This window comes from Halorubrum tibetense, from assembly GCF_042661865.1.
In the GTDB taxonomy this organism is placed as follows: domain Archaea; phylum Halobacteriota; class Halobacteria; order Halobacteriales; family Haloferacaceae; genus Halorubrum; species Halorubrum tibetense.
This window is the reverse complement of record NZ_JBHSWW010000024.1, coordinates 1-20,335: the sequence shown is the minus strand read 5'-3', so window position 1 is coordinate 20,335 and position 20,335 is coordinate 1. Positions and strand designations below refer to the sequence as shown.

Below are 20,335 nucleotides of genomic sequence, written 5' to 3'. Positions count from 1 at the left end.
ACGGCCTACGAAGAGCCGAAACCCTCTGCCAGCGACGACTAACTGGTATTCCCCATGCGTGGGAAGCCTCGCCGTTTACGGCGAGGAGGATGTCACTCGTCTTCGGGCGCGCCGCGGGCGTCTCGATCCGACTCCCTGCCGGTTGCCCGGTCGAGCAACATGACCGCGCCGCCGAGCAGGGCGACGTTCTTCAGGAAATTGATCTTGTTGGCGTGACGCTGTTCCCCCTCCATCGTCCAGAAATCGTGGATCGCGGGGGTCGTCCCGAGGAAGAAGACGATCACGGCCCCCGCGGCGGCCCGGGGGAACCGCCAGAGCACGATACCGAGGTTAGCGACGAACAGCATTCCGGTGACGAACGGAACGAGGAGCTCCGGCATCGGGACCCCCTTCGCTTCCGCGACCGCGACCCGCTTGTCATTGTTCTTGAATCCGTCGAGTGCCATGTACGCCAGGATACCGGCGTACAGCGACCGTCCAAGCGTCGATGGGGGATCGCGCGTGACGGCGTCGTCGCCACCCATCTCACACCACCTCGATCCGGCTGACGTTCGCGTCGACCCGGCCGGCCGTTTCGTAGGTTCCCTCGTCGGTCCGACGAACGATCCGTCCCTCGACGTCGTCGCGCTGGTCGGGGACGTCGAACAGCCCGGAGCCGCAGATCACCTCGCCGTCGTGGACCGCCCAGGTCTCGATCACTTCGTGTGGCTCGCCGGGGAAGGGAACGCGCTCGAAGTCGCGGCCGAAGTTGGTCGATTCGAACAGCGCGACCTCGTGGTCGTCGTTCACCCAGGCCGGCGGGGCCTCCTCGCCGCCACAGAAGAAGACGGTCCCGTCGTGGACGAACACCCGCCGGATGTAGGAGAAGTCGTTACCGCGGTCGAGACGGCTCCAGGAGTCGCCGGCGTCGGTCGTCCGCCACAGCCCGCCCTCCCCGACGGCGTGGCCGAGCCCGAGGTTCTCCAAGTCGTGATCGAGGTAGCCGGTCGTCGCCAGCCAGACGTCCTCGGAGATCGGGAGGACCTGATGGATGTCGTCGACGATGGTGTCGCGGCGGTCGTGCCACGTCCGCCCCCCGTCGCGACTGAGGTGGATCCCGCCCGCCTCGACGCCGGCGATCAGGTGTTCGGGTCGGCCCGGGACCGCTTCGAGCGCGCGCAGCCGTGCGTAGTGTGGGTCGATCGGCGACTCCCAGTGCCCTCGCGAGGGGAGCTCCCGGAACCCCTTCAGCTCGGTCCAAGTGTCGCCGGCGTCGACGGAACGAAAGACGTACGGGTCGTTCGTGCCCGCGTACAGCGCGCCGTCGGCGGTCGCGAGGATCGACCACACCTCGCTCTGCCCCGCGTGCCAGAACCGGTCGCCGAGCGGGACGCCGAGGTCCTCGAACGTCTCACCCCCGTCGACCGACCGGTACGCCCCCGTGCTCGACGCGACGAAGACGCCGTCGGTGTGGCCCCACGACGTCACGGCGGTGACGACCCCGCAGTCGAGGACTCGCTCGGGCTCACCGCGCTCGAACGGCACGTCGGCGACGCGGTACAGCCCGTTATCCGTTCCGATCAATAGTGTCATACCCGAGAGTGTGAGTCCGACGCATACTAAAGTTTTACCAACCCGTAAAACGCTAAGTGACCGGGGGCATAACGGAGGCTACACGTCCCGCACCACACGCCAATGACCACACCGACCCCAACGAAGCGACCGACTGACGCGGCGCATCTCGACGACATCGACCCGCCACGGGAGCTGCTCACCCTCCCGTGGATCGACCCGCACAATCACGCACACACGCTCTCGTGGGCCGACCGTGAGCGGTACGCGCTCGCCGGCTGCCGGTCCATGCTCATGGTCGCGTCCGGCTACCACTGGACCCCGTACAAGCCGGTCGAGGCGGACGACGTCCGGTTCCTCTGGGACGACGCGATCAACCGCCGGGCGGCGATCGAACGTAACCACTTCTTCGAGGCGAAACTGGGGCTCGGCGTCCACACCGGCGTTCGGATCGAGAACCCCGACGAGCTGCTGACGGCGATGGACGCCTACTGCGCGCTCGACGAGGTCGTCGCGGTCGGCGAGACCGGCGTCGTCCCCTCCCAGCACGTCAGCGCGTGGGGCGTCGACGAACAGCAGGCGGTCGTCCAGGCACAGATGGCGCTCGCCCGGGACCACGACCTCCCCGTGATCCTCCACACGCCTAACACGTCGACGGACGCGAAACGACCGTACCGCGACGGTCTCGGCGTGACACCGGGATACGAGAAGAACGCGGGGCTCGGTGCCGACCCCGTCCTCGACGGCGAGAACCCCGCGCTCGACGCGGTGCGGCTCGACGTCGAGGCGATGCGTGACGCCGGCCTCGACGACGACCGCGTCGTCGCCTCCCACGCCGACGCCAACAACACCGCGTACCTGATGGAGGAGACAGACTGCTACCTGAGCTACACGATCGGCCACTCCTGGCTGATCGGCGTCGACGCCGCGGACGTCGCCGACGCCATCGACGAGTACGGCTCCGATCGGATCCTGATCGATACGGACTGCGCGAACGTCCTCCGAACGGATCCTTACGCGGTGAAGCGGGCGATATTCGAGCTGTACCGATACGGGATCGACCCCGAGGATATCCGGAACGTGGTGTTGGAGAACCCGCGTGAGGTGTTCGGGTTCGAAACGGAGTGACGGGGGTCGAAACGGATGGCTCAGGGACGGTCGACGCGCCGTGAGGGCGCTCGGCGCGGCGCGGTGTCCGCGGTCTCAGTCCGCGTCGAACGCGAATCGGGTAGTCAGCTCGCCGACGCCCTCGACGGTGACGGTGACCGTGTCGCCGTCCCCCAGTAGCACCGGCGGTTCCCGGTAGACGCCGACTCCCGGCGGCGTCCCGGTGAACAACAGGTCGCCCGGCGTCAACGTGAACGCCTGACTACAGAACGAGACGAGCTCGTCGATCCCGAAGATCAGGTTCGCAGTCGTGGAGTCCTGAAGCCGCTCCCCGTTCACGTCTGCGGCGATCGACAGGTCATGTGGGTCGTCGATCTCGTCGGTCGTCACCAGCTCCGGGCCGATCGGGGCGAAGCCGTCGAGGCTCTTCCCACGGATCCACTGGCCGTCGCCGTGTTGGAGATCCCGCGCGGAGACGTCGTTGCCGACGGTGAACCCGGCGACGTGGTCCATCGCCTCGTCGGGGTCGACACGGCGCGCCTCCTCGCCGATAACGGCGACGAGCTCCGCCTCGTAATCCACCTTCTCCGTGTACGCCGGGTCCCACGAGACGGTGTCGTCGGGCCCCGTGACGGTCGTCGGGAACTTCGAAAAGAGGACGGGCTCCTCAGGGATCGGGTTGTCGCCCTCCTCGGCGTGGTCCCGGTAGTTGAGCCCGACACAGACGACTTTCTGCGGGTCAGTGACCGGTGCGAGCCGATCGAGCTCGGCGGGGTCGTGAACGCCGACGCCCGTCTCCGTCGCGTGTTCGACCGCGAGCTCGGCTTTCGCCCGCCAGTTCCAGGCGTCGAGCAGATCGGTGGTCGTGTCGGGTATCTCCACGCCGGCGGCCGCGCCGGCCGCGGGGAGTTCGATGACCTCGCCGTCGTCGGTCGTGACGCCGGGCCAGCCGTGCGGTTCATCCGTCAGTCGATATTGTGCGAGTCGCATAGGGAAGCGTGCTGTGTGGGTGCCGCTCGTTACAGGTCGACCCCGGCCTCGTCGAGCAGGCGCTGTCCGGACGCGACGAACCGGTCGAACTCCTCGTGGACCTTCGGGTTCGTCAGCTCGCCGTCGCGCTTGACGACCTCGCCGTCGACGAGCACGGTGTCGATGTGGGAGGGGTCGGACTGGAACACGACCGTCTGGACCGGTGAGTGCGACGGCGCGGTCATGAAGTCGTTGGCGTCGATCATGACGATATCGGCGCGTTTCCCGGGCGTGATCGACCCGATCTCGTCGGCCATGCCGAGCGCCTTCGCGCCCTCGATCGTCGCCATTTCGAGCGTGTCGCGGGCGGTGATCCGCACCTCGTCGACCTCCTCGTCGCCGTCGAGGACTTTCTGGTTGTCGAACATGCGCTGGAGCTGCAGCCCGATCCGCATCTGGCTCCCCATGTCGCCGCTGATGTCCGAACAGACGTCGACACCCCACGTGGGCCGCCCGCCGGCGTCGAGCACCTTCTCCGTGACCGGGATCCCGTGGCCCATCTGCATCTCCACTTCCGGCGTTGAGGAGAAGGAGACGCCCTGCTCGACGGCGTGGTCGATGTCCTCCTGTGTGAAGTGGTTGCCGTGGGCGACGTTGACGTCGGGACCGAGCTCGTCGTGGAGACAGCCGAACCCCTGATACCCCTCGCCGTACACCGACGACGGCCACAGGGCGGCACCCATGTGGATCGTCGAGAGCACGCCGAGCTCGCGTGCGAGCTCCAGGTCGCGCAGGGCGGTCCCGTCGGTACAGAAGTCCGGCCCCCGGAGCCCGAGCGCCAGACTGAGCAGGTCGTCGTCGCGGATGTGCCCCTCGTAGAGCTCACGGATGTTCTCCTCCGGGAGGCCGACGTCGCTCTCGAACCACCACTTCGCCGCGTCATCGCCCGGCGGGCCGTACGTGTACACCGCGCGCAGTCCGGTGTCCTGGAGCGCGTCGACCGCCCGCTCGCCGTGTTCGAGCGTGTTGGGGTACGACCAGTCGAGGGCGGTCGTCGTTCCGGTGTACAGCTTCTCGAACGCGCCGAAGAGGCCGCCGAGGTACATGTCCTCGGGCTGATACAGCCCGGTGATGTTGCCGAGCATGTGTTCGAAGTACTCGCCCATCAGCGACCAGTCCCCGGCGATCCCCCGCACCTGGGTCTGGGCGAGATGGATGTGTGAGTCGACGAACCCGGGAACGACGATCCGGTCGGACGCGTCGATGGTTTCGGCCCCGTCGGACGACAACCCGTGTCCTACGTCGACGATCTCGCCGTCCTCGATCAGCACGTCCGCGTCGTCGAGATCACCGATCTCCGGATCGAGCGAGACGACCGTCCCGTTTTTGATGATCGTTCGTGTCATGTGCAGTTGTACCGTTTGACCAGTAGGATAAAAGTTTACCGTACGGTAAACACAGCGGTCGGCGTGGAGGGGATCGTATTATATGCTGGACACGCCCAGTACGCGTATGAGCAACTCCGGCGAACCGATCTCCACGAAGGACACCGAGGAGGTGATCATGGAGGCGACGTTCCGCGCCCTGAGCAAACACGGGTACGGGGACCTCCGGATGCGCGATATCGGCGAAGAGATGGACCTGACCCGGCAGGTCATCCACTACCACTTCGACGGGAAGTACGACCTGCTCTCCTCGTTTCTCGAGTACGTCATCGACCAGTACGAGGGCAGCGTTGAGGTCGACGCCGACGCCGACCCACGAGCGGAGCTCGACGCCCGGATCGACCAGTGTCTGTTCGGGCCGGAGTTCGAGGAGTTCGGCCACTGGGACCGGATGAAAGTGTATCACGAGCTGTACGTGTACGCCCAGAACGACCCGGAGCACCGCGATATCTTCGACGCCCACTACGACCGGATCCAGGGGAGCATCGTCGAGGTCGTCGAGGAGGGGATCGAGCAGGGGACGTTCGAGCCGGTCGACGCCGAGCGGATGGGGCAGTTCATCACTGACATCATCCACGCGGCTCGCGGCCGCCGGATCGCCCTCGGTCACGAGGATGCGCCCGCGGAGACGCGGCGAGCCATCGACGAGTTCGTCCTCGACTCGCTGTATGCCGACGGGTAGCCGGGTCGACCGGCCCAGGTGAGCCGAGCCGGTTCTGCCGTCAGCGGCTCCGTGTCGGGGACGCACCACGGTCCCACGTTAGGGACGCACCACGGTCCCGCCTCAAGACCCGTCTCACTCTGTTCCGTTGTCGTCGTCCGGCTCGCCGAACACGCCGAGCGCCTCCAGTTCGTCGATCTCGGCGTCCCCGTAGCCGAGCTCGCGGAACACCTCCCGGTTGTGCTCACCGAGTAACGGTGGCGGGAGCTCGAACCCGCTCTCCGCGCCGTCGAACTTCAGCGGGTGTTCGATCACGGGGACCTCGCCTAGCTCTGGGTGTTCGATCTCGGTGACCGTCCCCCGCGCGTCGATCTGCGGGTTGTCGAGCGCCTCCTCGACGTCGTACACCGGGCCGGCGGGGACGCCGGCGTCTTCGGCGATGATCTCGATCCATTCGTCGGTCGTCCGCGCCGCGAGCGTCGACTCGATCTCCGCTTCCAGCGCGTCGGCGTTCTCGACCCGGTCGGCGTTCTCCTCGAAACGGTCGTCGGCCGGGAGGTCCGGCCGATCGAGCGCCTCACACAGCTCGCCCCAGAGCTTCTCGTTGAGGATACAGATGTTGATGAAGCCGTCCTTCGTCTCGAACGTCTGGTACGGGGCGAGCACGGGGTCTTTCGTCCCCATGCGTTTGGTCTCCTCGCCGGCGAACGTCATGCCGGCCTGCTTCGTGAGCCACGGGAGCGTCGCCTCCAACATCCCGAGGTCGATGTACTCGCCCTTCCCCGTCCGTTCGCGGCGGTACAGTGCCGTCGTCGTCCCGAACGCGGCCCACATCGCCGTGATCAGGTCGGTCATCGGCAACCCGACTTTGACGGGTTGGCGGCCCTCCTCGCCGGTGACGCTCATGACCCCGCTCATCCCCTGGATGAGGAGGTCGTACCCGGAGCGCTCGCGCCACGGCCCCGTCTGTCCGAACGCGGAGATAGCGAGGTAGATCAGGTCGTCGTTGTGCTCGGAGAGGGTCTCGTAGTCGACGTCGAGCCGTTCGGCGGTGCCCGGACGGAAGTTCTGGATGAACACGTCCGCCTCCGCGACGAGCTCGTACAGCGCGTCCTTCGCCCGGTCGTTCTTGAGGTCGAGCTCCAGGCTCCGTTTCCCGTAATTCAGCGTCCAGTAGTACGGTGACTCGCCGTTGATGAACGGCGGCCCCGAGTGGCGGACGGCGTCCCCGTATCCGGGTTGTTCGATCTTGAGGACCTCCGCGCCCTGGTTCGCGAGCATCGCCGAGCAGAACCCGCCGGTGACGAACGTCGAGAGGTCGACGACGGTCACACCCTCCAAGATCCGGTCGTGCTCGTTCATCGTGTTCTCTCCACGGCGGCCCTGTTGCTTGCGGTTCGATTCGATCTCGATTCGGTTGCACACGTGCCCGTCTTCCGTCGTCGTCGGATCACGGTCCGAAGCGGGATGGCACGCTCCCCTTCGATTGACCGTACGATTTGCCCGTCTGACCGTTTATCGATACGCATTCGTGAGACTCTGTTTGTTTACCGAATGGTAAAAGTATCGGCAGGCACCTGCTTGACACTGAACATCACGGCATTCGCATCGTCTGCTCGATAGCGACGAGACGACCAACACCGGAACGATGCCGGCTCGGAGGCCATCACCCCGGATACGTTCGGTGGGTGAGTTAATCCGTCACGGCCGCAGTGTCACATATGACGTTTTCAATCTGTGTCCGCACGGAGTCCCCTGATGGAACAGTGTACGGCACCGCGGTCGCAACTGACGCACCCGCTGTCGGTGCGCTGGCGCCTTACACCTCCGTCCACGGGGCAGTGAGTACACAAGCGTTCGTCAACGTAAGACTGGGTCGACGTGGAATCGCACTGCTCGATGACGTGCCGTTAGAACAGGCACTCTCCGGTGTTCTTGAGCGCGACGAACACGCCGCGCTTCGACAGTTACACGGCGTCGGTTCTGATGCGGTCTTCGGACACACCGGTGAGGAGACCGAAGAGTGGTCCGGACACGAAACATATCCCGGGGAGGGGGTAACGGTCGCCGGAAATATGCTCACGGGTCCTGAGACACTCAGAGCAGTCTCCGAGGCGTTCACCGAGGGAGAGGCGACGGACGCAGTTGACGCCGGGACAGTTCCACGGCTGATCGATTCGCTGGCCGCGGGTGTCGAAGCCGGTGGCGACAAACGCGGACACAGCTCCGCGGCGGTCGTCGTGTCTGCACCTCAGACGACTGCGTATCACGACCTTCGTGTCGACCACCACGACGAGCCGGTTGATGAGCTCCGCCGGGTGTATGAAGCGGCCTACGGCGCGAGCGACGGATTCAGCGAGGCGTCAAAAGAACGGATCTTCGACTGATACCGCTCGTCGACGCCGGTCATTCCTCGATGGTCGCGGTTCCCGGTGCGTCGGGATCGTTGCGATGACACGTCGCCCACCCGCCGTCTGCATTCACGACATCCGCGGCGCTCGATCCGGGTACGATGGCAGGAACCCTGTCCGGCTGATCGGTTTCACACGGCGAAACGAACGCCTCCGACACCCGTTCGCTCGCAGCATCATCGTCTCCTGCCGCCGCGAGACGAGCCGCCTCGCGGACGGCTTCGGCCGCGTCGGCCGGCAGCTCATCGATGTCGACCGGCAGCGACTGTTCGATGATGTACGTGGCGATCCGCTCTGCGTCTTCCGTGCCGAGACGAGCGGCAGCAGCGTCTCGGTCTACCTCACCGTCCAACAGCCGGTTCCGGAAGGCGAACGCGGCGCGAAACGCTGGTTGATCTCCGCCCCACTCGGCGGGCGGGATCACCGCGGGACATCGCGTGTGGAACCGACATCCTGTGGGTGGTTCGATCGGTGACGGGACTGTCCCGGTCAACAAGGTCCGATCCGTGCGTGTTTCCGGGTCGATCCGTGGTACTGCGGACAACAACGCCGCAGAGTACGGGTGTGCTGGCTCGGCGAACAGTCGCTTCGTCGGTGCCGTCTCCACGATCTCGCCGAGATACATCACCGCGACGCGGTCGGCGACCTGGCGCACCACTGAAAGGTCATGTGTAATGAACAACAACGCGATATCGAGCTCCTCCTGTAGTTCCCCCAAGAGGTTGAGGATCTGTGCTTGAACGCTCACGTCGAGCGCACTGGTCGGCTCGTCCGCCACGATGAACTCCGGTTCGACAGTGAGCGCTCGTGCGATCGCAACGCGTTGCTGTTGTCCCCCGGAGAACTGGTGTGGATATCGGTCGACGTGGCCGCGTTCCAGCCCGACTCGCTCGAGGAGATCACGCGCTCGTTCTAACCGGTCCGCACCGTCATTGCCGATCCCGTGTACCTCCATCGGGGCAGTGAGAATCGACCCCACGCTCTGACGAGGGTTCAGCGAGGCGAGCGGATCTTGGAAAATCATCTGCATACGGCGACGGTACGGCCGCATCTCACGGTCAGACAGTCCGGCTACGTCGTCACCACCGAACACGATCGACCCGCCAGTGACCTCCTCGAGGTTGAGCAGTGTCCGTCCCAGCGTCGACTTACCACAGCCGGACTCGCCGACGATCGCGAGGGTTTCCCCGCGGTCGACTGTCAAATCGACGCCGTCGACGGCTTTCACATCGGCCGACTCGCCGACGAGTTTGTCGAGCACGCCGTCAGCCTGTGGATAATACTTACGAAGGTCATGGACCTGAACTAGCGGGTCGTCGCCGGATCCGGGGCTCATAGCCGTTCCGCCTCCGTGCCCCGGCGGAGACACGCGACCTCGTGATCCGTCCCGACCGACCGGAACGTCGGTGGATCTTCATAACAGGCGGGTTTCGCCTCCGGGCAGCGTTTCGCGAACTTACAGGCGGGCTGTTCACCGACCCCGTCGGGGACACTTCCCGGAATTGGCTTGAGTGCGGCATCCGGGTCATCGACACGGGGCGTGCTCGCGATCAGCCCCTGTGTATACGGGTGTGATGGGTTCTCGAACAACACCGAAGTCGGTGCACGTTCGACGATCTCTCCAGCATACATCACGTTCACCCAGTCGCACGTCTCCGCTACCACCGCGAGATTGTGCGTAATAAGCAGGATCGTCGTGTCGAACGCGTCTTTCAACGCGCGGAGCTCGTCGAGGATCCCGGCCTGAATCGTGACATCGAGCGCGGTCGTCGGCTCGTCGGCGATCAGGAGATCGGGCTCACACGACAGCGCGATGGCGAGCATCGCACGCTGGCGCATCCCGCCGGAGAACTCATGCGGAAAGTCGTCTGCACGCGTGGCTGCCTCCGGGATCTGGACGGTTTCGAGCATTTCGATCGCACGTCGCCACGCCTCGCTGTCTTCCGCGGCACCGAGGATCTTCCGTTTGATTTCTGCTGACAGCGAGACGGATTCACCGATATCCTGATTCAACCGGACGGTTTCGGCGATCTGTTCGCCGACCGAGAGCGTCGGATTGAGGCTGTGCATCGGGTCCTGAAACACCATCGAGACGGTACCACCACGGAGCTCGTTGAGTCGCTCGTCGTCGGCGTTGACCAGTGACTCATCGTTGAGCCTGACGTCGCCGTCGGTTATCTCTCCGGGGTCATCGACGAGACCCATAACGGAGCGTGCAAGGACGCTTTTTCCGGAGCCAGATTCTCCGACGAGACCCACGATCTCACCGGACGTGAGCGAGAGGTCGACCCCGTCTACGGCAGTGACTGTGCCACGATCGGTATAGAACTGGGTTCTAAGCCCGGACACCTCGAGCAACGGCTGGTCTGCCGGGTCGGTCGAGTGCACCGAGCGGCGCGGTGAACTCATCGATCGCCCACCTCGCCTTCCTTGACATCGAACACGTCACGAAGTCCGTCACCGAACATGTTGAACGCGAGTACTGTTATCATGATCGCGAATCCGGGAAAAATGGAGATCCACCAGGCCTGCGAGAGGAACTGGCGGCCCTCCGAAAGCATCAAGCCCCACGTAGGGGTGGTTGGCGTGACGCCGAGTCCAAGGAACGAGAGCCCTGCTTCGGCGAGGATCGCTAACGGAATCATCAGCGTCACTTGTACGATTATCGGCGCGACCGCGTTCGGAAGGATCTCCCGTGACATGATCCGGGTGTCGTTCATCCCGATCGCACGAGCAGCCATCACGTACTCCTCCTCACGGATCGACAACACTTCGCCACGAACGAGCCGTGCGAAGTCGTCGATGAACGCAACGCCGATAGCGATGATCACGTTCCAGACCCCGAGACCGCCGGCGAACGCGATTATCCCTGCGGCGAGAATGAGTGTGGGAAACGCCCACTGGAAATCGACGTACCGCATCAGGACGCTGTCTACCCAGCCGCCGTAGTAGCCGGCAACCGTACCGATCACGGTCCCGATAGTGAACGCGAACAGCACAGTCGCCGCCGCAACGAGAAGCGACACCCGAGCGCCATACACTATCCGTGAGAGCACGTCGTGTCCGAACGAGTCCGTCCCGAGAAGGTGAAAGAACTCGCCGTCGGTAGTCGTCGAGCTCGTCGCCGGCTCTTGCAGGATCGTGAACGTCGCGTTCGGGTCGTACGGCGCGACGATCGGGGCAAGCAACGCGGTGGCGATGAATCCCACGACGACGACTGCTCCGGTGAGTGCCTTCCGGTCATTACGGAGCCCGGTGGCGAGACGTTCACGGAACGTTCGTCGTGGTGCCACGTGTCCCGTGTCCCGGAACCGTTCCGGTGGCGCAGCTCCGGGGTATTCATCCCGTGTTTCGCCGCCATCGGCCACCGCGTTATCATCCGGGGACCGATTGTCGGTGGCGGTACCGTTGATACTGCCTTCCGACGAGTCCTTCATACGTCACCCCCATAGCGGATCCGTGGATCGATGAACGTGTACAGTACGTCGACGGCGAGGTTGGTGAACACCATGATAGCGGCGACGAGCAGGATGACGGCTTGGGTAACCGGGTAGTTCCGATCGATGATGGAATCGACGAGCATCCGACCGATACCCTGGATACCGAATACGATCTCGACCGTAACCGATCCAACGAGGATCAGCGCGACCTGGATCCCGGCGACCGTCACAACTGGAATCAGCGCGTTCTGCATCGCGTGTTTGTACAGCCGGACTCGGGAGCCGACTCCCTTCGCGCGGGCGGTCGTCATGTACGGCTCGTTCATCGTCTCCAACAGCGACGAACGCATCATACGCATTACGATGGCTGCGTACGGTAGCCCGACGGCGACGCCGGGCAAGATGATCGATCGGAGCCACGGGACGAACCCCTCACGGATCGGAGTGTACCCGAAGATCGGTAGGAGGCCAAGCTGGACCCCGAACACGAGTGCAAGCAGGATGCCGATGAAAAACGCTGGCATGGACAAACCGAGAAACGCCGCTACCGTAGCGATGTAGTCGGCCGGTTCGTGTTTCCGGGTAGCACTCACTATCCCCGTCGGGAGCGCCAGTCCGAGTCCCACGATCACCCCGACGATCGCGATAGAGAACGTCCGCGGAAAGGCTGCGGACAGGAGCGTCGTTATCTCTTGTCCGGTTGTAATGCTCTGTCCGAGATCGCCAACGAGCAGTCCGAGGAACCAGTCCACGTACTGGATATATAACGGCTGGTCGAGTCCGAGCTGTGTTCGGAGTGACTCGACGGCGGACGGCGTCGCTTCCGGACCGAGCATCGCGCGGATCGGCCCGCCCGGGATCGCCCGAAGTCCGAAGAACACCACCGTCGCGACCAGCCACATCACGAAGACGGCGTGGACAACTCGCTTCGCGACGTACCGTTTCATTCCTCGAGCCAGACGTTATGGAAGTTTCGGAGGAACGACGGAATGTGCGTGAATCCGTGGACATCGGATCGGTACCCCGTGACGTCCTCGCTGTGGACGATATACGCGTCTGCGACGTCGCGAATGAGCAGGTCTTCGAGTTCATGGAGGATCGCTGCTCGTTCTTCGAGGTCTGGCGTTGCCCGCTGTTCGCCGAGTAAATCGTGTGCCTCTTGACTCTCGTAGTTGTTCCAGTTCCAGACGCCGTCGACGTCCGAGAGCCGGTAGAAGTTCCACACGGACTCCTCGGGATCGGGCTTCTGAACGCTGCCAGAGACGGTCATGTCGTAGTCGCCGTTGGCGTACCGCTCCCAGTACGTGGAGTCGGTCACCTGGTCCAGTTCGATATCGACACCGATCTCCGACAGCTGATTGACGATCGTCCGTGCGGCTCGGAGATTCTCGCTAGTCTGCATGATCTGGAGCTCTCCGTCGGTCTCCATCATTTCGGTTCCAGAAAGCAGGTCTTCCGCTTCCTCGGGATCGTACGCTTGCGTTTGGTCTTTCTCTTCGTTCGGGCGAGCGACCCACTCGGGCAGCGGCCCGAACACGCCCGTCGCGGGCTCGGCGTAGCCGAAGTAGGCGTTTTGTGCGAGCGCCTCGTTGTTCACTGCCTTCGCGAGGCCGCGCCGGACGTCCGGATCGTCGAACGGCTCGCGTTCGTGATTCATGGCGAATCCGAGCCAGCCGTTACCGAGCACGCCGCTGATTTCGATATCGGGGTTCCCCTCCACCTCGTCGACGTTTTCGAGCGGCACCAGGTTGGCGAAGTCGATATCACCGGCCTGTAACGCGTTCACGATAGTTCCCGGCTCGGGAATCATTTCGATGTCCACACCATCGAGGTACGGAAGCGGATTGCCCTCCTCGTCCGTTTCGTGGTAGTCCTCGTGGGCATCGAGGTAAATGTGCGACCCCACTTCGTGTTCACGGACCTCGAAGGCCCCGGTACCGACCGGCTCTAGGGAGTACTGATCGCGTCCCATCTCCTCAAGCGCCGTCTGATTGATGACTGCCCCGACCCGCCCGGGCCCGCGGGTCAGGTGGGCCAATGTCGCAGCGTTCGGTGACTCGAAATTGAGTGCGACAGTGTACTCGTCGATCACTTCGACACCACCTTCAGACGGTGGTTCGAGATCGGCGAGCCGGGAGGCTTGTGGCGCATCCGTCTCGATGTTGTGTGTGATCGTGTATGCGACGTCTTCGGCGGAGAACTCCTCACCGTTGTGGAACGTGACATCGTCACGGAGCTCGAACTCGTAGCGGAGCCCGTCGTCGGATACTGTCCAGTCGGTCGCGAGGTCACCGACGATCTCGATGTCCTCGTTCAGCGTCACCAGCCCATTGAAAATGTTCGCTGATATCTGGAAGTACTGGCCGACACTGATATGGGCGGGATACAAGTCACCGACCTCGCCGAGAAACCACCCGGCGGTCAGCCGACCGCCTGCGAGAGTGTCTTCGTCGACATCTCCGACAGCCGGTTCCTCGTCACCGTCACCGCCACTCGTACAACCGGCGAGGCTCGTGATCCCAGCGGCACCGAACAGCTTTGCTGCAGTCCGTCTACTTACACGGGGGCCGGATAGGTCCGCCGCGTCGAGTTCTCGTGACATTTGCTCACATGCCACTCATAGGCTTGGCGGCATGAACTTTACACCGAATATTTCCGTCCGGCGATATCACGCCGAGCGCTTCGGAGGCGATCTAGCGTAAACATTGAATTATTTGACTATTTTATTGAATTCTTAGACATTCGCTCGATGGTAACGACCACAGGCGAAACGGATTTGACCAATGAAGGTCTGGCAGTGATATGCGCGAGGTGACGCTACAGATCTATCATAAAGGGGAACCGGAGTGTGAGGTGAGTTCCCAGTTCCCGGAGGTGACGCTTCGCTCCGTCTCCTCGATGACTGGCCGAACCAAAGAGCGGAAGCGGATAATCGAAATCACCGGTCCAGCGACCGATATCGAAGGATTCCTGGGTGCGTTTCGGGAGGCTGACTCGGTGATCGAGGCTGAACCCCTCTCACCGATCGAACGGGACCACGTGTACGTCGCACTCGTGGTTGACGCCGCGTTGTGGGACAGTATCTCGGAACGGCTCTCGGATCTCGGGATCCATCACCGAATGGGGACGACGATCAATTCGGGGATCGAGCGCTGGACGCTATACTTAAACGATGACGAGGATCTCTCCGGAGTGATGCGTTCGCTCGAACGTGGTGGCAACGAAGTAACGCTGGTGCGTAACGTCGCGCTTTCGGATATCACGCGGCCACCGCAGTTGGAGCTTACCGGCTTCCTCGAGGACCTCACGTCCCGTCAACGCGAGACGCTTGCTACTGCCATCGAGCTCGGGTATTACGAACACGGTGGTGGTGTCGGTATCGAGGAGATCAGCGATGCGTTAGCCCTCGGGTCGACCACCGCGTGGGAACATCTCTCCCGAGCGGAGGCGAAAGTGATGGCGGGGATCGCGGACCAGATACACCCGTGATCATCGACTCACCCTGCCGGACGCCGTCGAGACGCTAACCGCTCGCACGACGTTCGTTTCACCCGCCGACGCATGCCAGTGACCCGCATATTTATATGGGCCGGACTCTCACGGATATCCGTTAACAATGGAAACCGGTAACACCGATATGAAAAACAAGAGTAAGTCAACCGAGACGATCGGTACGAGTTCGGAAACCGAATCGCCGGTCGGCCGGCGTCGGTTCCTACAGGCGACGGGGGCTGGTGCGGCAGTCGCGCTCGCCGGGTGTGCCGGCGACGACGACGACGTGGTCAGGCTCGGTGCGACGTACATCTTCTCGGGGTTCGCCTCGCTGTACGGCGACGAGGCCGAGCGCGGCTTCGAACTCGCGGAGGAGGACATAAACGACAACGGCGGGATCAACGGCCAGGAACTCGAGATCATCGCCCGCGACACCGAAGGCAGTGCTGACACGGCGATCCGCCAGATGCGCAGCCTGATCGAGGAAGACGGCGTCGATGGCCTGTTCGGACTCGACTCCAGCGGTGTCGCACAGGCGGTCGCGCCGCAGGCAGCCGAGGAAGGGATCCCGTATATGGTAACGCACGCGGCGACGCCGTTTATCACGTCGCCGGCGGGTGAACACGAGAACTCCGTCGGTAACGACTACATGTTCCGGTGTGCCAACAACCTCGCACAGGACATGTATGGGGCCGCACGGACGGCGGCGGAGCTCGACGCCACGGAGTGGGCGACGATCGGCCCTGACTACGCGTTCGGGTACGAGACGTGGGACTACTTCCAGGACTTCTGTGAGGGGCTCGGCGTCGACGCCGAGTTCACGACCGAGCAGTACCCCGCGCTGGAGACGAGCGACTACACGCCGTTCATCAGCGACATCCTGAGCGCCGAGCCCGACGCCGTGATCACGCCGCTGTGGGGTGCCGACCTCACCACGTTCGTCAGTCAAGCCGAGGAGGCCGGCTGGTTCGACCAGATCGACTACACGCTGTTCAGCGTCGGGATGGGAACGGATCTTCCGGCAGACGGGAACCCGCTTCCGGAGGGGGAGCTGGCCTCGACGCGGTACGACCCGTTCGTGCCTGACACCGCGACCAACAACGAGTTCCGCGACATGTACGTCGAGGAATACGACTCGCTCCCGACGTACAACGCAGAGGGCGCGTACCGCGCCCCGTTCCTGTACAAGGAGGCGATCGAGTCCGCCGGCAGCACGGACGCTGACGACCTCGTTGACGCCTTCGACGGGATGGAACACTCCGGTCCCGTCGGCGACTACCGGCTCGACTCCCGGTCGAACCAGGCGACGGTGCCGGCGATCTGGGGGACCGTGACGTACAACGAGGAGTACGATAGCAACGTTCTCGATCCGGTGAACGTGTACGACGCGGGACCGGACGAGATGGCGGACGCGCTCGCCGACTCCGACCTGCCGACCGGCGTCTGATCGCGGAGCACCGTCATGAGTCTCACAACTCTCGTCCCGCTCGTCGGTATCGGCGACATCGTCGTCGGCCTCAGCCTCGGTAGCCGGCTGTTCCTCATCGCGGTGGGGCTCAGCCTGATCTTCGGGGTGCTCGGGGTGCTTAACTTCGCACACGGCGGGCTCTACATGCTCGGGGCGTACTTCGCGCTCGCGGTCACGACCAGTCTCGTCGACAACTTCTGGCTCGCGGTCGTCGTCGGCGCGCTCGGCGTCGGGGTCGTCGGCGCGCTTATCGAATTCGCCGCCATCCGGCCGCTGTACGGCCGGATCGAGAGCGAGCTCGACCAGCTCATCGTGACGTTCGGGTTCGTCCTCGTCATCCACGAGGCGGTACGGTTCGTCTGGGGGTCACAGTCCTACTCTATGGACCCGCCCGGGCTGTTCGATTTCTCCGTCTCGATCGGGGCGAGCACGTTCGGCGCGTACCGCTTGTTCGTCATTGGGATGGCGGTCGCCGTGATGGCGGGCCTTTGGCTGTTCATCACGCGGACGTACTTCGGCTCGCTGGTCAGGGGAACGTCTTCGGACCGTGAGATGGCGTCGATGCTCGGCGTCGACGTGCCGCGGCTGTACACTGCGGTGTTCTTCCTCGGGAGCGTGCTCGCCGGGTTGGGCGGGGCGCTCTCGGCACCGCTCCAGGCGACCAGTCCGGCGCTCGGGGACCAGGTCATCATCGACGCGTTCATCGTCGTCGTCATCGGCGGACTCGGGTCGATGACCGGCGCGTTCGTCGGCGCGATGATAATCGGGATCCTACAGAGCCTCGGCCCGCAGTTCATCTCCGCGGGCTCCATCGCCATCCCCTTCCTCGCGATGGTGATCGTCCTGCTGTTCAGGCCCGAGGGCCTCTTCGGGGGGATCGGCGAATGAGCGCCGACACGGAGTCGGCCGGTCGCGTCCGCGAGTTCGGGACGGCCGTCGCGGACGGCTGGACCCGGGAGCGGTTCGGCGTCCTGGCCGCGGTCGGAGCGATACTGCTTTCTTTCGGACCCAGCTTCCAGGTGTTCCTGTTCACGGAGTTCCTGATCATCGCGCTGTTCGCGCTCGGGTTCAACCTCCTGTATGGATACACCGGGCTGTTGTCGTTCGGTCACGGGATGTTCTACGCCGGCGGGGCGTACGGGCTCGCCATCGTGTTACGCGATCTCACCCCCTTCGTCGCCGACGTCGTCGGCGCGGGGCTCGCCCCGCTCGTCACGTTCGGTCTCGGAGCGTTCGCCGGCGTCGCGCTCGTGGTCGTCGTCGCGATCCCGGTGGGGTGGCTCTCCGTCCGGCTCGAGGAGATCTACTTCGCGTTGATCACTCTCGCGTTCGGGATGCTGGCGTTCTCGTTCATCATCCAGAACCCGGGGGGACTGACGAACGGCACCGACGGGATCATCATCCTGCTCGGTACCGTCGAGGTCGCCGGCATGGAGTTCCGCATCGGCGACCGCCGGCTGTACTACTTCCTGACGGTCGGCGTCGTCGCCACCGGGATCTACGCGGTGTGGCGGATCGTCAACTCCCCGTTCGGCACGGTGTGTAAGGCGATCCGCGAGAGCCCGGACCGTGCCGCCGCACTGGGGATCGACGTCACCCACCACCGGTGGATGACGTTCATCCTGTCGGCAGCGGTTGTCGCTGTCGCCGGCGTCTTGCGCGCCGGGCTCGCCAGCGTCGCGTCGCCGTACCTCTCACACTGGTCGACGAGCGCGATCGCGGTCGTCGCGACAGTCATCGGCGGGGCGACCTACTTCGCCGGGCCGATCGTCGGCGCGTTCGTCTACCTGTACGTCCGGTGGGGGATCAGCCGGTTCCCGGCGCTCGAAGCGCACTGGGAGCTGTTCTTCGGCGCGCTGCTGATCGGTATCGTGCTGTACTTCAAAGCCGGCGCGGTCGGCGGGCTCCTCCTGCTGCGTGACCGGTTCTTCGGTGATGACGGCGACGAGGGAAGCGGCGGGGACGGTGACGGCGGCGACGCGGTCGCCACCGACGGGGGTGAAACGGTTGCCACCGCTACCGACGGTACCGCCACCGACGGCACCGCCACCGGCGCTACCGCCACCGACGCGGGCGTCGCGGACACCGACCGTACGACCGACGACCACCGAGGTGAGGGCTCGTGACGACCGTACTGAAAACGGAAGACCTACGAAAACAGTTCGGCGAACTGACTGCCGTCGACGACGTCTCGATCGAGATCGACGACGGCGATATCACCAGCATCATCGGCCCCAACGGGGCCGGAAAGACGACGTTCTATAACCTCCTGACGGGGGTGTTAGAGCCGACCGACGGCGCGATCTGGCTCCGGAAGGACGGGGAGCTCGCCGATATCACGGACGCGCCGCCACACGAGGTGGCGAACGCCGGGCTCTCGCGCTCCTACCAGATCACGAACGTCTTCGAGGGATTGACCGTCCGCGAGAACGTTCGGGTCGCGCGGATCAGCCACGAGAACCAGCGGCTCGACTTCCGGTCGCGCGCCGGCAGCGACGAGGCGCTGGAGGCGGACATCGAGGAGCTGCTGTCGCTGACGGGGTTGACGGGGATCGCCGACACGAAATGCGACACCCTCAGCCACGGGGAGAAACGGACCGTCGAGATCGCGTTGGCGCTCGCCATCGAACCGAGCGTGTTCCTGATGGACGAGCCGACTGCCGGAATGAATCCAACCGAAGTGACGGAGATCGTCTCGCTGATCCAGCAGCTCGACACGAACCTCGATGCGACGTTCGTCGTCACCGAACACAACATGGACGTCGTCACGGACATCTCGGACCGTATCGTGGTGCTCGCCGAGGGGGCGATCCTCGCGGACGGGGCGCCCGAAGACGTGTTGACGGACGAACGGGTCACCGAGGCCTACTTGGGGAGTGAAGCGGTATGAACGGCTCACGGAGCCACGAACGACAGGGGGGAGACACCACATGACGATACTCGCGGTCGACGACATCGACACGTACTACGGCAACAGCCACGTCCTCCACGGGATCTCCTTGGAGATCGACGAAGGGGAGGTCGTGACGCTGCTCGGACGAAACGGCGCGGGAAAGACGACGACGATGCGCTCGATCGTCGGCGCGTCGCCGCCGCGGCGCGGATCGATCACGTATCGCGGCGAGGAAATCGCCGGCCGTTCGCCGGACGCGATCAACGCGCTCGGCATCTCGCTCGTTCCCGAAGACCGTCGGGTGTTCCCCACGCTGAGCGTCCACGAGAACCTCACGCTGGCGCACAACCTGGCGGCCGACCCGCGGCCGGTCGCGGAGATGTACGAGCTGTTCCCGGCGCTCGACCCCTTACGCAAAAACAAGGGACGGAACCTCAGCGGCGGGGAACAACAGATGGTGTCGGTTGCCAGGGCGCTCGTCCAAGCACCGGACCTGCTGTTACTCGACGAACCGACCGAGGGGCTCGCGCCCGTCATCGTCGACGACCTCCGCGAGATCGTCCGGACCGTCGTCGAGGAGGAGGTCACGGTGCTGTTGACCGAACAGAACGTCGACTTCGCGTTCGACCTCGCCGAGCGCGGGTACATCATGGATACCGGCGAGATCGTCTTCGACGGCACGGTTGAGGAGATCCAGGCGCGCGAGGACCTCCTCGAGACGTACCTCTCGGTGGGGACGGCGGATGCCTGAGGAGCTCACCCTCCGGCCGTTCTTCTGGCGGGCGACGCGGCTGTTCCCGGAGCGGGAGGTCGTCGCCCGGACGCACGACGGGACCCATCGCTACACGTACGCGGCGTTCGGCGACCGTGTCAGGCGGCTGGCCGGCGCGCTCGCGGA

The 20,335-nt window shown here is 64.3% G+C and carries 19 protein-coding genes; 9 read left to right on the top strand and 10 right to left on the bottom strand.

Annotation, left to right across the window (positions count from 1 at the left end; all coding sequences use genetic code 11):
- Positions 1 to 92 precede the first annotated feature (92 nt).
- Both ACFQEU_RS03400 and ACFQEU_RS03395 read right to left on the bottom strand, forming a co-directional pair.
- Entirely contained in the window at positions 93 to 524 is a 432-nt protein-coding gene (locus ACFQEU_RS03400; RefSeq protein WP_379779296.1) for a DoxX family protein, read from the bottom strand.
- A 1-nt stretch (position 525) separates the two neighbouring features.
- Complete coding sequence (locus ACFQEU_RS03395; RefSeq protein ID WP_379779294.1) at positions 526 to 1,572, bottom strand: WD40/YVTN/BNR-like repeat-containing protein; 1,047 nt, start codon at positions 1,570 to 1,572, stop codon at positions 526 to 528.
- A 102-nt stretch (positions 1,573 to 1,674) separates the two neighbouring features.
- On the opposite strand from ACFQEU_RS03395, the gene ACFQEU_RS03390 reads away from it, so the two are divergent.
- The gene (locus ACFQEU_RS03390; protein ID WP_379779292.1) at positions 1,675 to 2,679 is read left to right on the top strand and encodes a TatD family hydrolase; all 1,005 of its coding nucleotides are present in this window, start codon (positions 1,675 to 1,677) and stop codon (positions 2,677 to 2,679) included.
- A 75-nt stretch (positions 2,680 to 2,754) separates the two neighbouring features.
- Here the strand turns inward: ACFQEU_RS03390 and ACFQEU_RS03385 are convergent, their stop codons facing one another.
- Complete coding sequence (locus ACFQEU_RS03385; RefSeq protein ID WP_379779290.1) at positions 2,755 to 3,648, bottom strand: fumarylacetoacetate hydrolase family protein; 894 nt, start codon at positions 3,646 to 3,648, stop codon at positions 2,755 to 2,757.
- A gap of 29 nt (positions 3,649 to 3,677) precedes the next feature.
- Positions 3,678 to 5,033: an amidohydrolase family protein gene (locus tag ACFQEU_RS03380; protein ID WP_379779288.1), complete on the bottom strand. Its 1,356-nt coding sequence runs from the start codon at positions 5,031 to 5,033 to the stop codon at positions 3,678 to 3,680.
- Positions 5,034 to 5,139: 106 nt separating this feature from the next.
- On the opposite strand from ACFQEU_RS03380, the gene ACFQEU_RS03375 reads away from it, so the two are divergent.
- Positions 5,140 to 5,754, top strand: coding sequence for a TetR/AcrR family transcriptional regulator (locus tag ACFQEU_RS03375; RefSeq protein ID WP_379779286.1), 615 nt, complete (start codon positions 5,140 to 5,142; stop codon positions 5,752 to 5,754).
- A gap of 114 nt (positions 5,755 to 5,868) precedes the next feature.
- Here the strand turns inward: ACFQEU_RS03375 and ACFQEU_RS03370 are convergent, their stop codons facing one another.
- A complete protein-coding gene (locus ACFQEU_RS03370) occupies positions 5,869 to 7,095 on the bottom strand; it encodes a CaiB/BaiF CoA transferase family protein (protein WP_379779298.1) in 1,227 nt (408 codons plus the stop codon).
- 359 nt (positions 7,096 to 7,454) lie between these two features.
- Here ACFQEU_RS03370 and ACFQEU_RS03365 point away from each other — a divergent pair, with 359 nt between their 5' ends.
- Positions 7,455 to 8,120 (top strand): DUF1028 domain-containing protein, encoded by a 666-nt coding sequence (locus tag ACFQEU_RS03365; RefSeq protein ID WP_379779284.1) that lies wholly within the window; start codon positions 7,455 to 7,457, stop codon positions 8,118 to 8,120.
- Positions 8,121 to 8,139: 19 nt separating this feature from the next.
- Here the strand turns inward: ACFQEU_RS03365 and ACFQEU_RS03360 are convergent, their stop codons facing one another.
- The 5 genes from ACFQEU_RS03360 to ACFQEU_RS03340 are packed head-to-tail and all read right to left on the bottom strand — an operon-like array spanning position 8,140 to position 14,186.
- On the bottom strand, positions 8,140 to 9,480 hold the full coding sequence (locus ACFQEU_RS03360; protein WP_379779282.1) for an ABC transporter ATP-binding protein: 1,341 nt from the start codon (positions 9,478 to 9,480) through the stop codon (positions 8,140 to 8,142).
- Positions 9,477 to 10,553, bottom strand: a complete 1,077-nt coding sequence (locus tag ACFQEU_RS03355; protein WP_379779280.1) for an ABC transporter ATP-binding protein — start codon at positions 10,551 to 10,553, stop codon at positions 9,477 to 9,479. Before ACFQEU_RS03355 ends, ACFQEU_RS03360 begins: the two co-directional genes overlap by 4 nt.
- Positions 10,550 to 11,581, bottom strand: a complete 1,032-nt coding sequence (locus ACFQEU_RS03350) for an ABC transporter permease (protein ID WP_379779278.1) — start codon at positions 11,579 to 11,581, stop codon at positions 10,550 to 10,552. The genes ACFQEU_RS03355 and ACFQEU_RS03350 overlap by 4 nt, the downstream gene beginning before the upstream one ends.
- On the bottom strand, positions 11,578 to 12,531 hold the full coding sequence (locus ACFQEU_RS03345) for an ABC transporter permease (protein WP_379779276.1): 954 nt from the start codon (positions 12,529 to 12,531) through the stop codon (positions 11,578 to 11,580). Before ACFQEU_RS03345 ends, ACFQEU_RS03350 begins: the two co-directional genes overlap by 4 nt.
- Positions 12,528 to 14,186 carry an ABC transporter substrate-binding protein gene (locus tag ACFQEU_RS03340; RefSeq protein WP_379779274.1) on the bottom strand — a complete coding sequence of 553 codons (1,659 nt, stop codon included), beginning with the start codon at positions 14,184 to 14,186 and terminating at the stop codon, positions 12,528 to 12,530. The genes ACFQEU_RS03345 and ACFQEU_RS03340 overlap by 4 nt, the downstream gene beginning before the upstream one ends.
- A 200-nt stretch (positions 14,187 to 14,386) precedes the next feature.
- Between ACFQEU_RS03340 and ACFQEU_RS03335 the strand changes: the two genes are divergently transcribed.
- From ACFQEU_RS03335 to ACFQEU_RS03310, 6 genes are all read left to right on the top strand, one after another.
- Entirely contained in the window at positions 14,387 to 15,073 is a 687-nt protein-coding gene (locus tag ACFQEU_RS03335) for a helix-turn-helix domain-containing protein (protein ID WP_379779272.1), read from the top strand.
- 127 nt (positions 15,074 to 15,200) lie between these two features.
- Complete coding sequence (locus ACFQEU_RS03330; RefSeq protein WP_379779270.1) at positions 15,201 to 16,523, top strand: ABC transporter substrate-binding protein; 1,323 nt, start codon at positions 15,201 to 15,203, stop codon at positions 16,521 to 16,523.
- Positions 16,524 to 16,538: 15 nt separating this feature from the next.
- Positions 16,539 to 17,432 (top strand): branched-chain amino acid ABC transporter permease, encoded by an 894-nt coding sequence (locus ACFQEU_RS03325; protein ID WP_379779268.1) that lies wholly within the window; start codon positions 16,539 to 16,541, stop codon positions 17,430 to 17,432.
- Positions 17,429 to 18,670, top strand: coding sequence for a branched-chain amino acid ABC transporter permease (locus ACFQEU_RS03320; protein WP_379779266.1), 1,242 nt, complete (start codon positions 17,429 to 17,431; stop codon positions 18,668 to 18,670). Before ACFQEU_RS03325 ends, ACFQEU_RS03320 begins: the two co-directional genes overlap by 4 nt.
- Positions 18,667 to 19,434 (top strand): ABC transporter ATP-binding protein, encoded by a 768-nt coding sequence (locus ACFQEU_RS03315; RefSeq protein WP_379779264.1) that lies wholly within the window; start codon positions 18,667 to 18,669, stop codon positions 19,432 to 19,434. Before ACFQEU_RS03320 ends, ACFQEU_RS03315 begins: the two co-directional genes overlap by 4 nt.
- Positions 19,435 to 19,474: 40 nt before the next feature.
- The gene (locus ACFQEU_RS03310; protein WP_379779262.1) at positions 19,475 to 20,188 is read left to right on the top strand and encodes an ABC transporter ATP-binding protein; all 714 of its coding nucleotides are present in this window, start codon (positions 19,475 to 19,477) and stop codon (positions 20,186 to 20,188) included.
- Positions 20,189 to 20,335: the final 147 nt, after the last annotated feature.

Coding starts and splice junctions, on each gene's coding strand:
- ACFQEU_RS03400 (WP_379779296.1), bottom strand. CDS start 524: ATGGGTGGCGACGACGCCGTCACGCGCGATCCCCCATCGACGCTTGGA.
- ACFQEU_RS03395 (WP_379779294.1), bottom strand. CDS start 1,572: ATGACACTATTGATCGGAACGGATAACGGGCTGTACCGCGTCGCCGAC.
- ACFQEU_RS03390 (WP_379779292.1), top strand. CDS start 1,675: ATGACCACACCGACCCCAACGAAGCGACCGACTGACGCGGCGCATCTC.
- ACFQEU_RS03385 (WP_379779290.1), bottom strand. CDS start 3,648: ATGCGACTCGCACAATATCGACTGACGGATGAACCGCACGGCTGGCCC.
- ACFQEU_RS03380 (WP_379779288.1), bottom strand. CDS start 5,033: ATGACACGAACGATCATCAAAAACGGGACGGTCGTCTCGCTCGATCCG.
- ACFQEU_RS03375 (WP_379779286.1), top strand. CDS start 5,140: ATGAGCAACTCCGGCGAACCGATCTCCACGAAGGACACCGAGGAGGTG.
- ACFQEU_RS03370 (WP_379779298.1), bottom strand. CDS start 7,095: ATGAACGAGCACGACCGGATCTTGGAGGGTGTGACCGTCGTCGACCTC.
- ACFQEU_RS03365 (WP_379779284.1), top strand. CDS start 7,455: ATGACGTTTTCAATCTGTGTCCGCACGGAGTCCCCTGATGGAACAGTG.
- ACFQEU_RS03360 (WP_379779282.1), bottom strand. CDS start 9,480: ATGAGCCCCGGATCCGGCGACGACCCGCTAGTTCAGGTCCATGACCTT.
- ACFQEU_RS03355 (WP_379779280.1), bottom strand. CDS start 10,553: ATGAGTTCACCGCGCCGCTCGGTGCACTCGACCGACCCGGCAGACCAG.
- ACFQEU_RS03350 (WP_379779278.1), bottom strand. CDS start 11,581: ATGAAGGACTCGTCGGAAGGCAGTATCAACGGTACCGCCACCGACAAT.
- ACFQEU_RS03345 (WP_379779276.1), bottom strand. CDS start 12,531: ATGAAACGGTACGTCGCGAAGCGAGTTGTCCACGCCGTCTTCGTGATG.
- ACFQEU_RS03340 (WP_379779274.1), bottom strand. CDS start 14,186: ATGTCACGAGAACTCGACGCGGCGGACCTATCCGGCCCCCGTGTAAGT.
- ACFQEU_RS03335 (WP_379779272.1), top strand. CDS start 14,387: ATGCGCGAGGTGACGCTACAGATCTATCATAAAGGGGAACCGGAGTGT.
- ACFQEU_RS03330 (WP_379779270.1), top strand. CDS start 15,201: ATGGAAACCGGTAACACCGATATGAAAAACAAGAGTAAGTCAACCGAG.
- ACFQEU_RS03325 (WP_379779268.1), top strand. CDS start 16,539: ATGAGTCTCACAACTCTCGTCCCGCTCGTCGGTATCGGCGACATCGTC.
- ACFQEU_RS03320 (WP_379779266.1), top strand. CDS start 17,429: ATGAGCGCCGACACGGAGTCGGCCGGTCGCGTCCGCGAGTTCGGGACG.
- ACFQEU_RS03310 (WP_379779262.1), top strand. CDS start 19,475: ATGACGATACTCGCGGTCGACGACATCGACACGTACTACGGCAACAGC.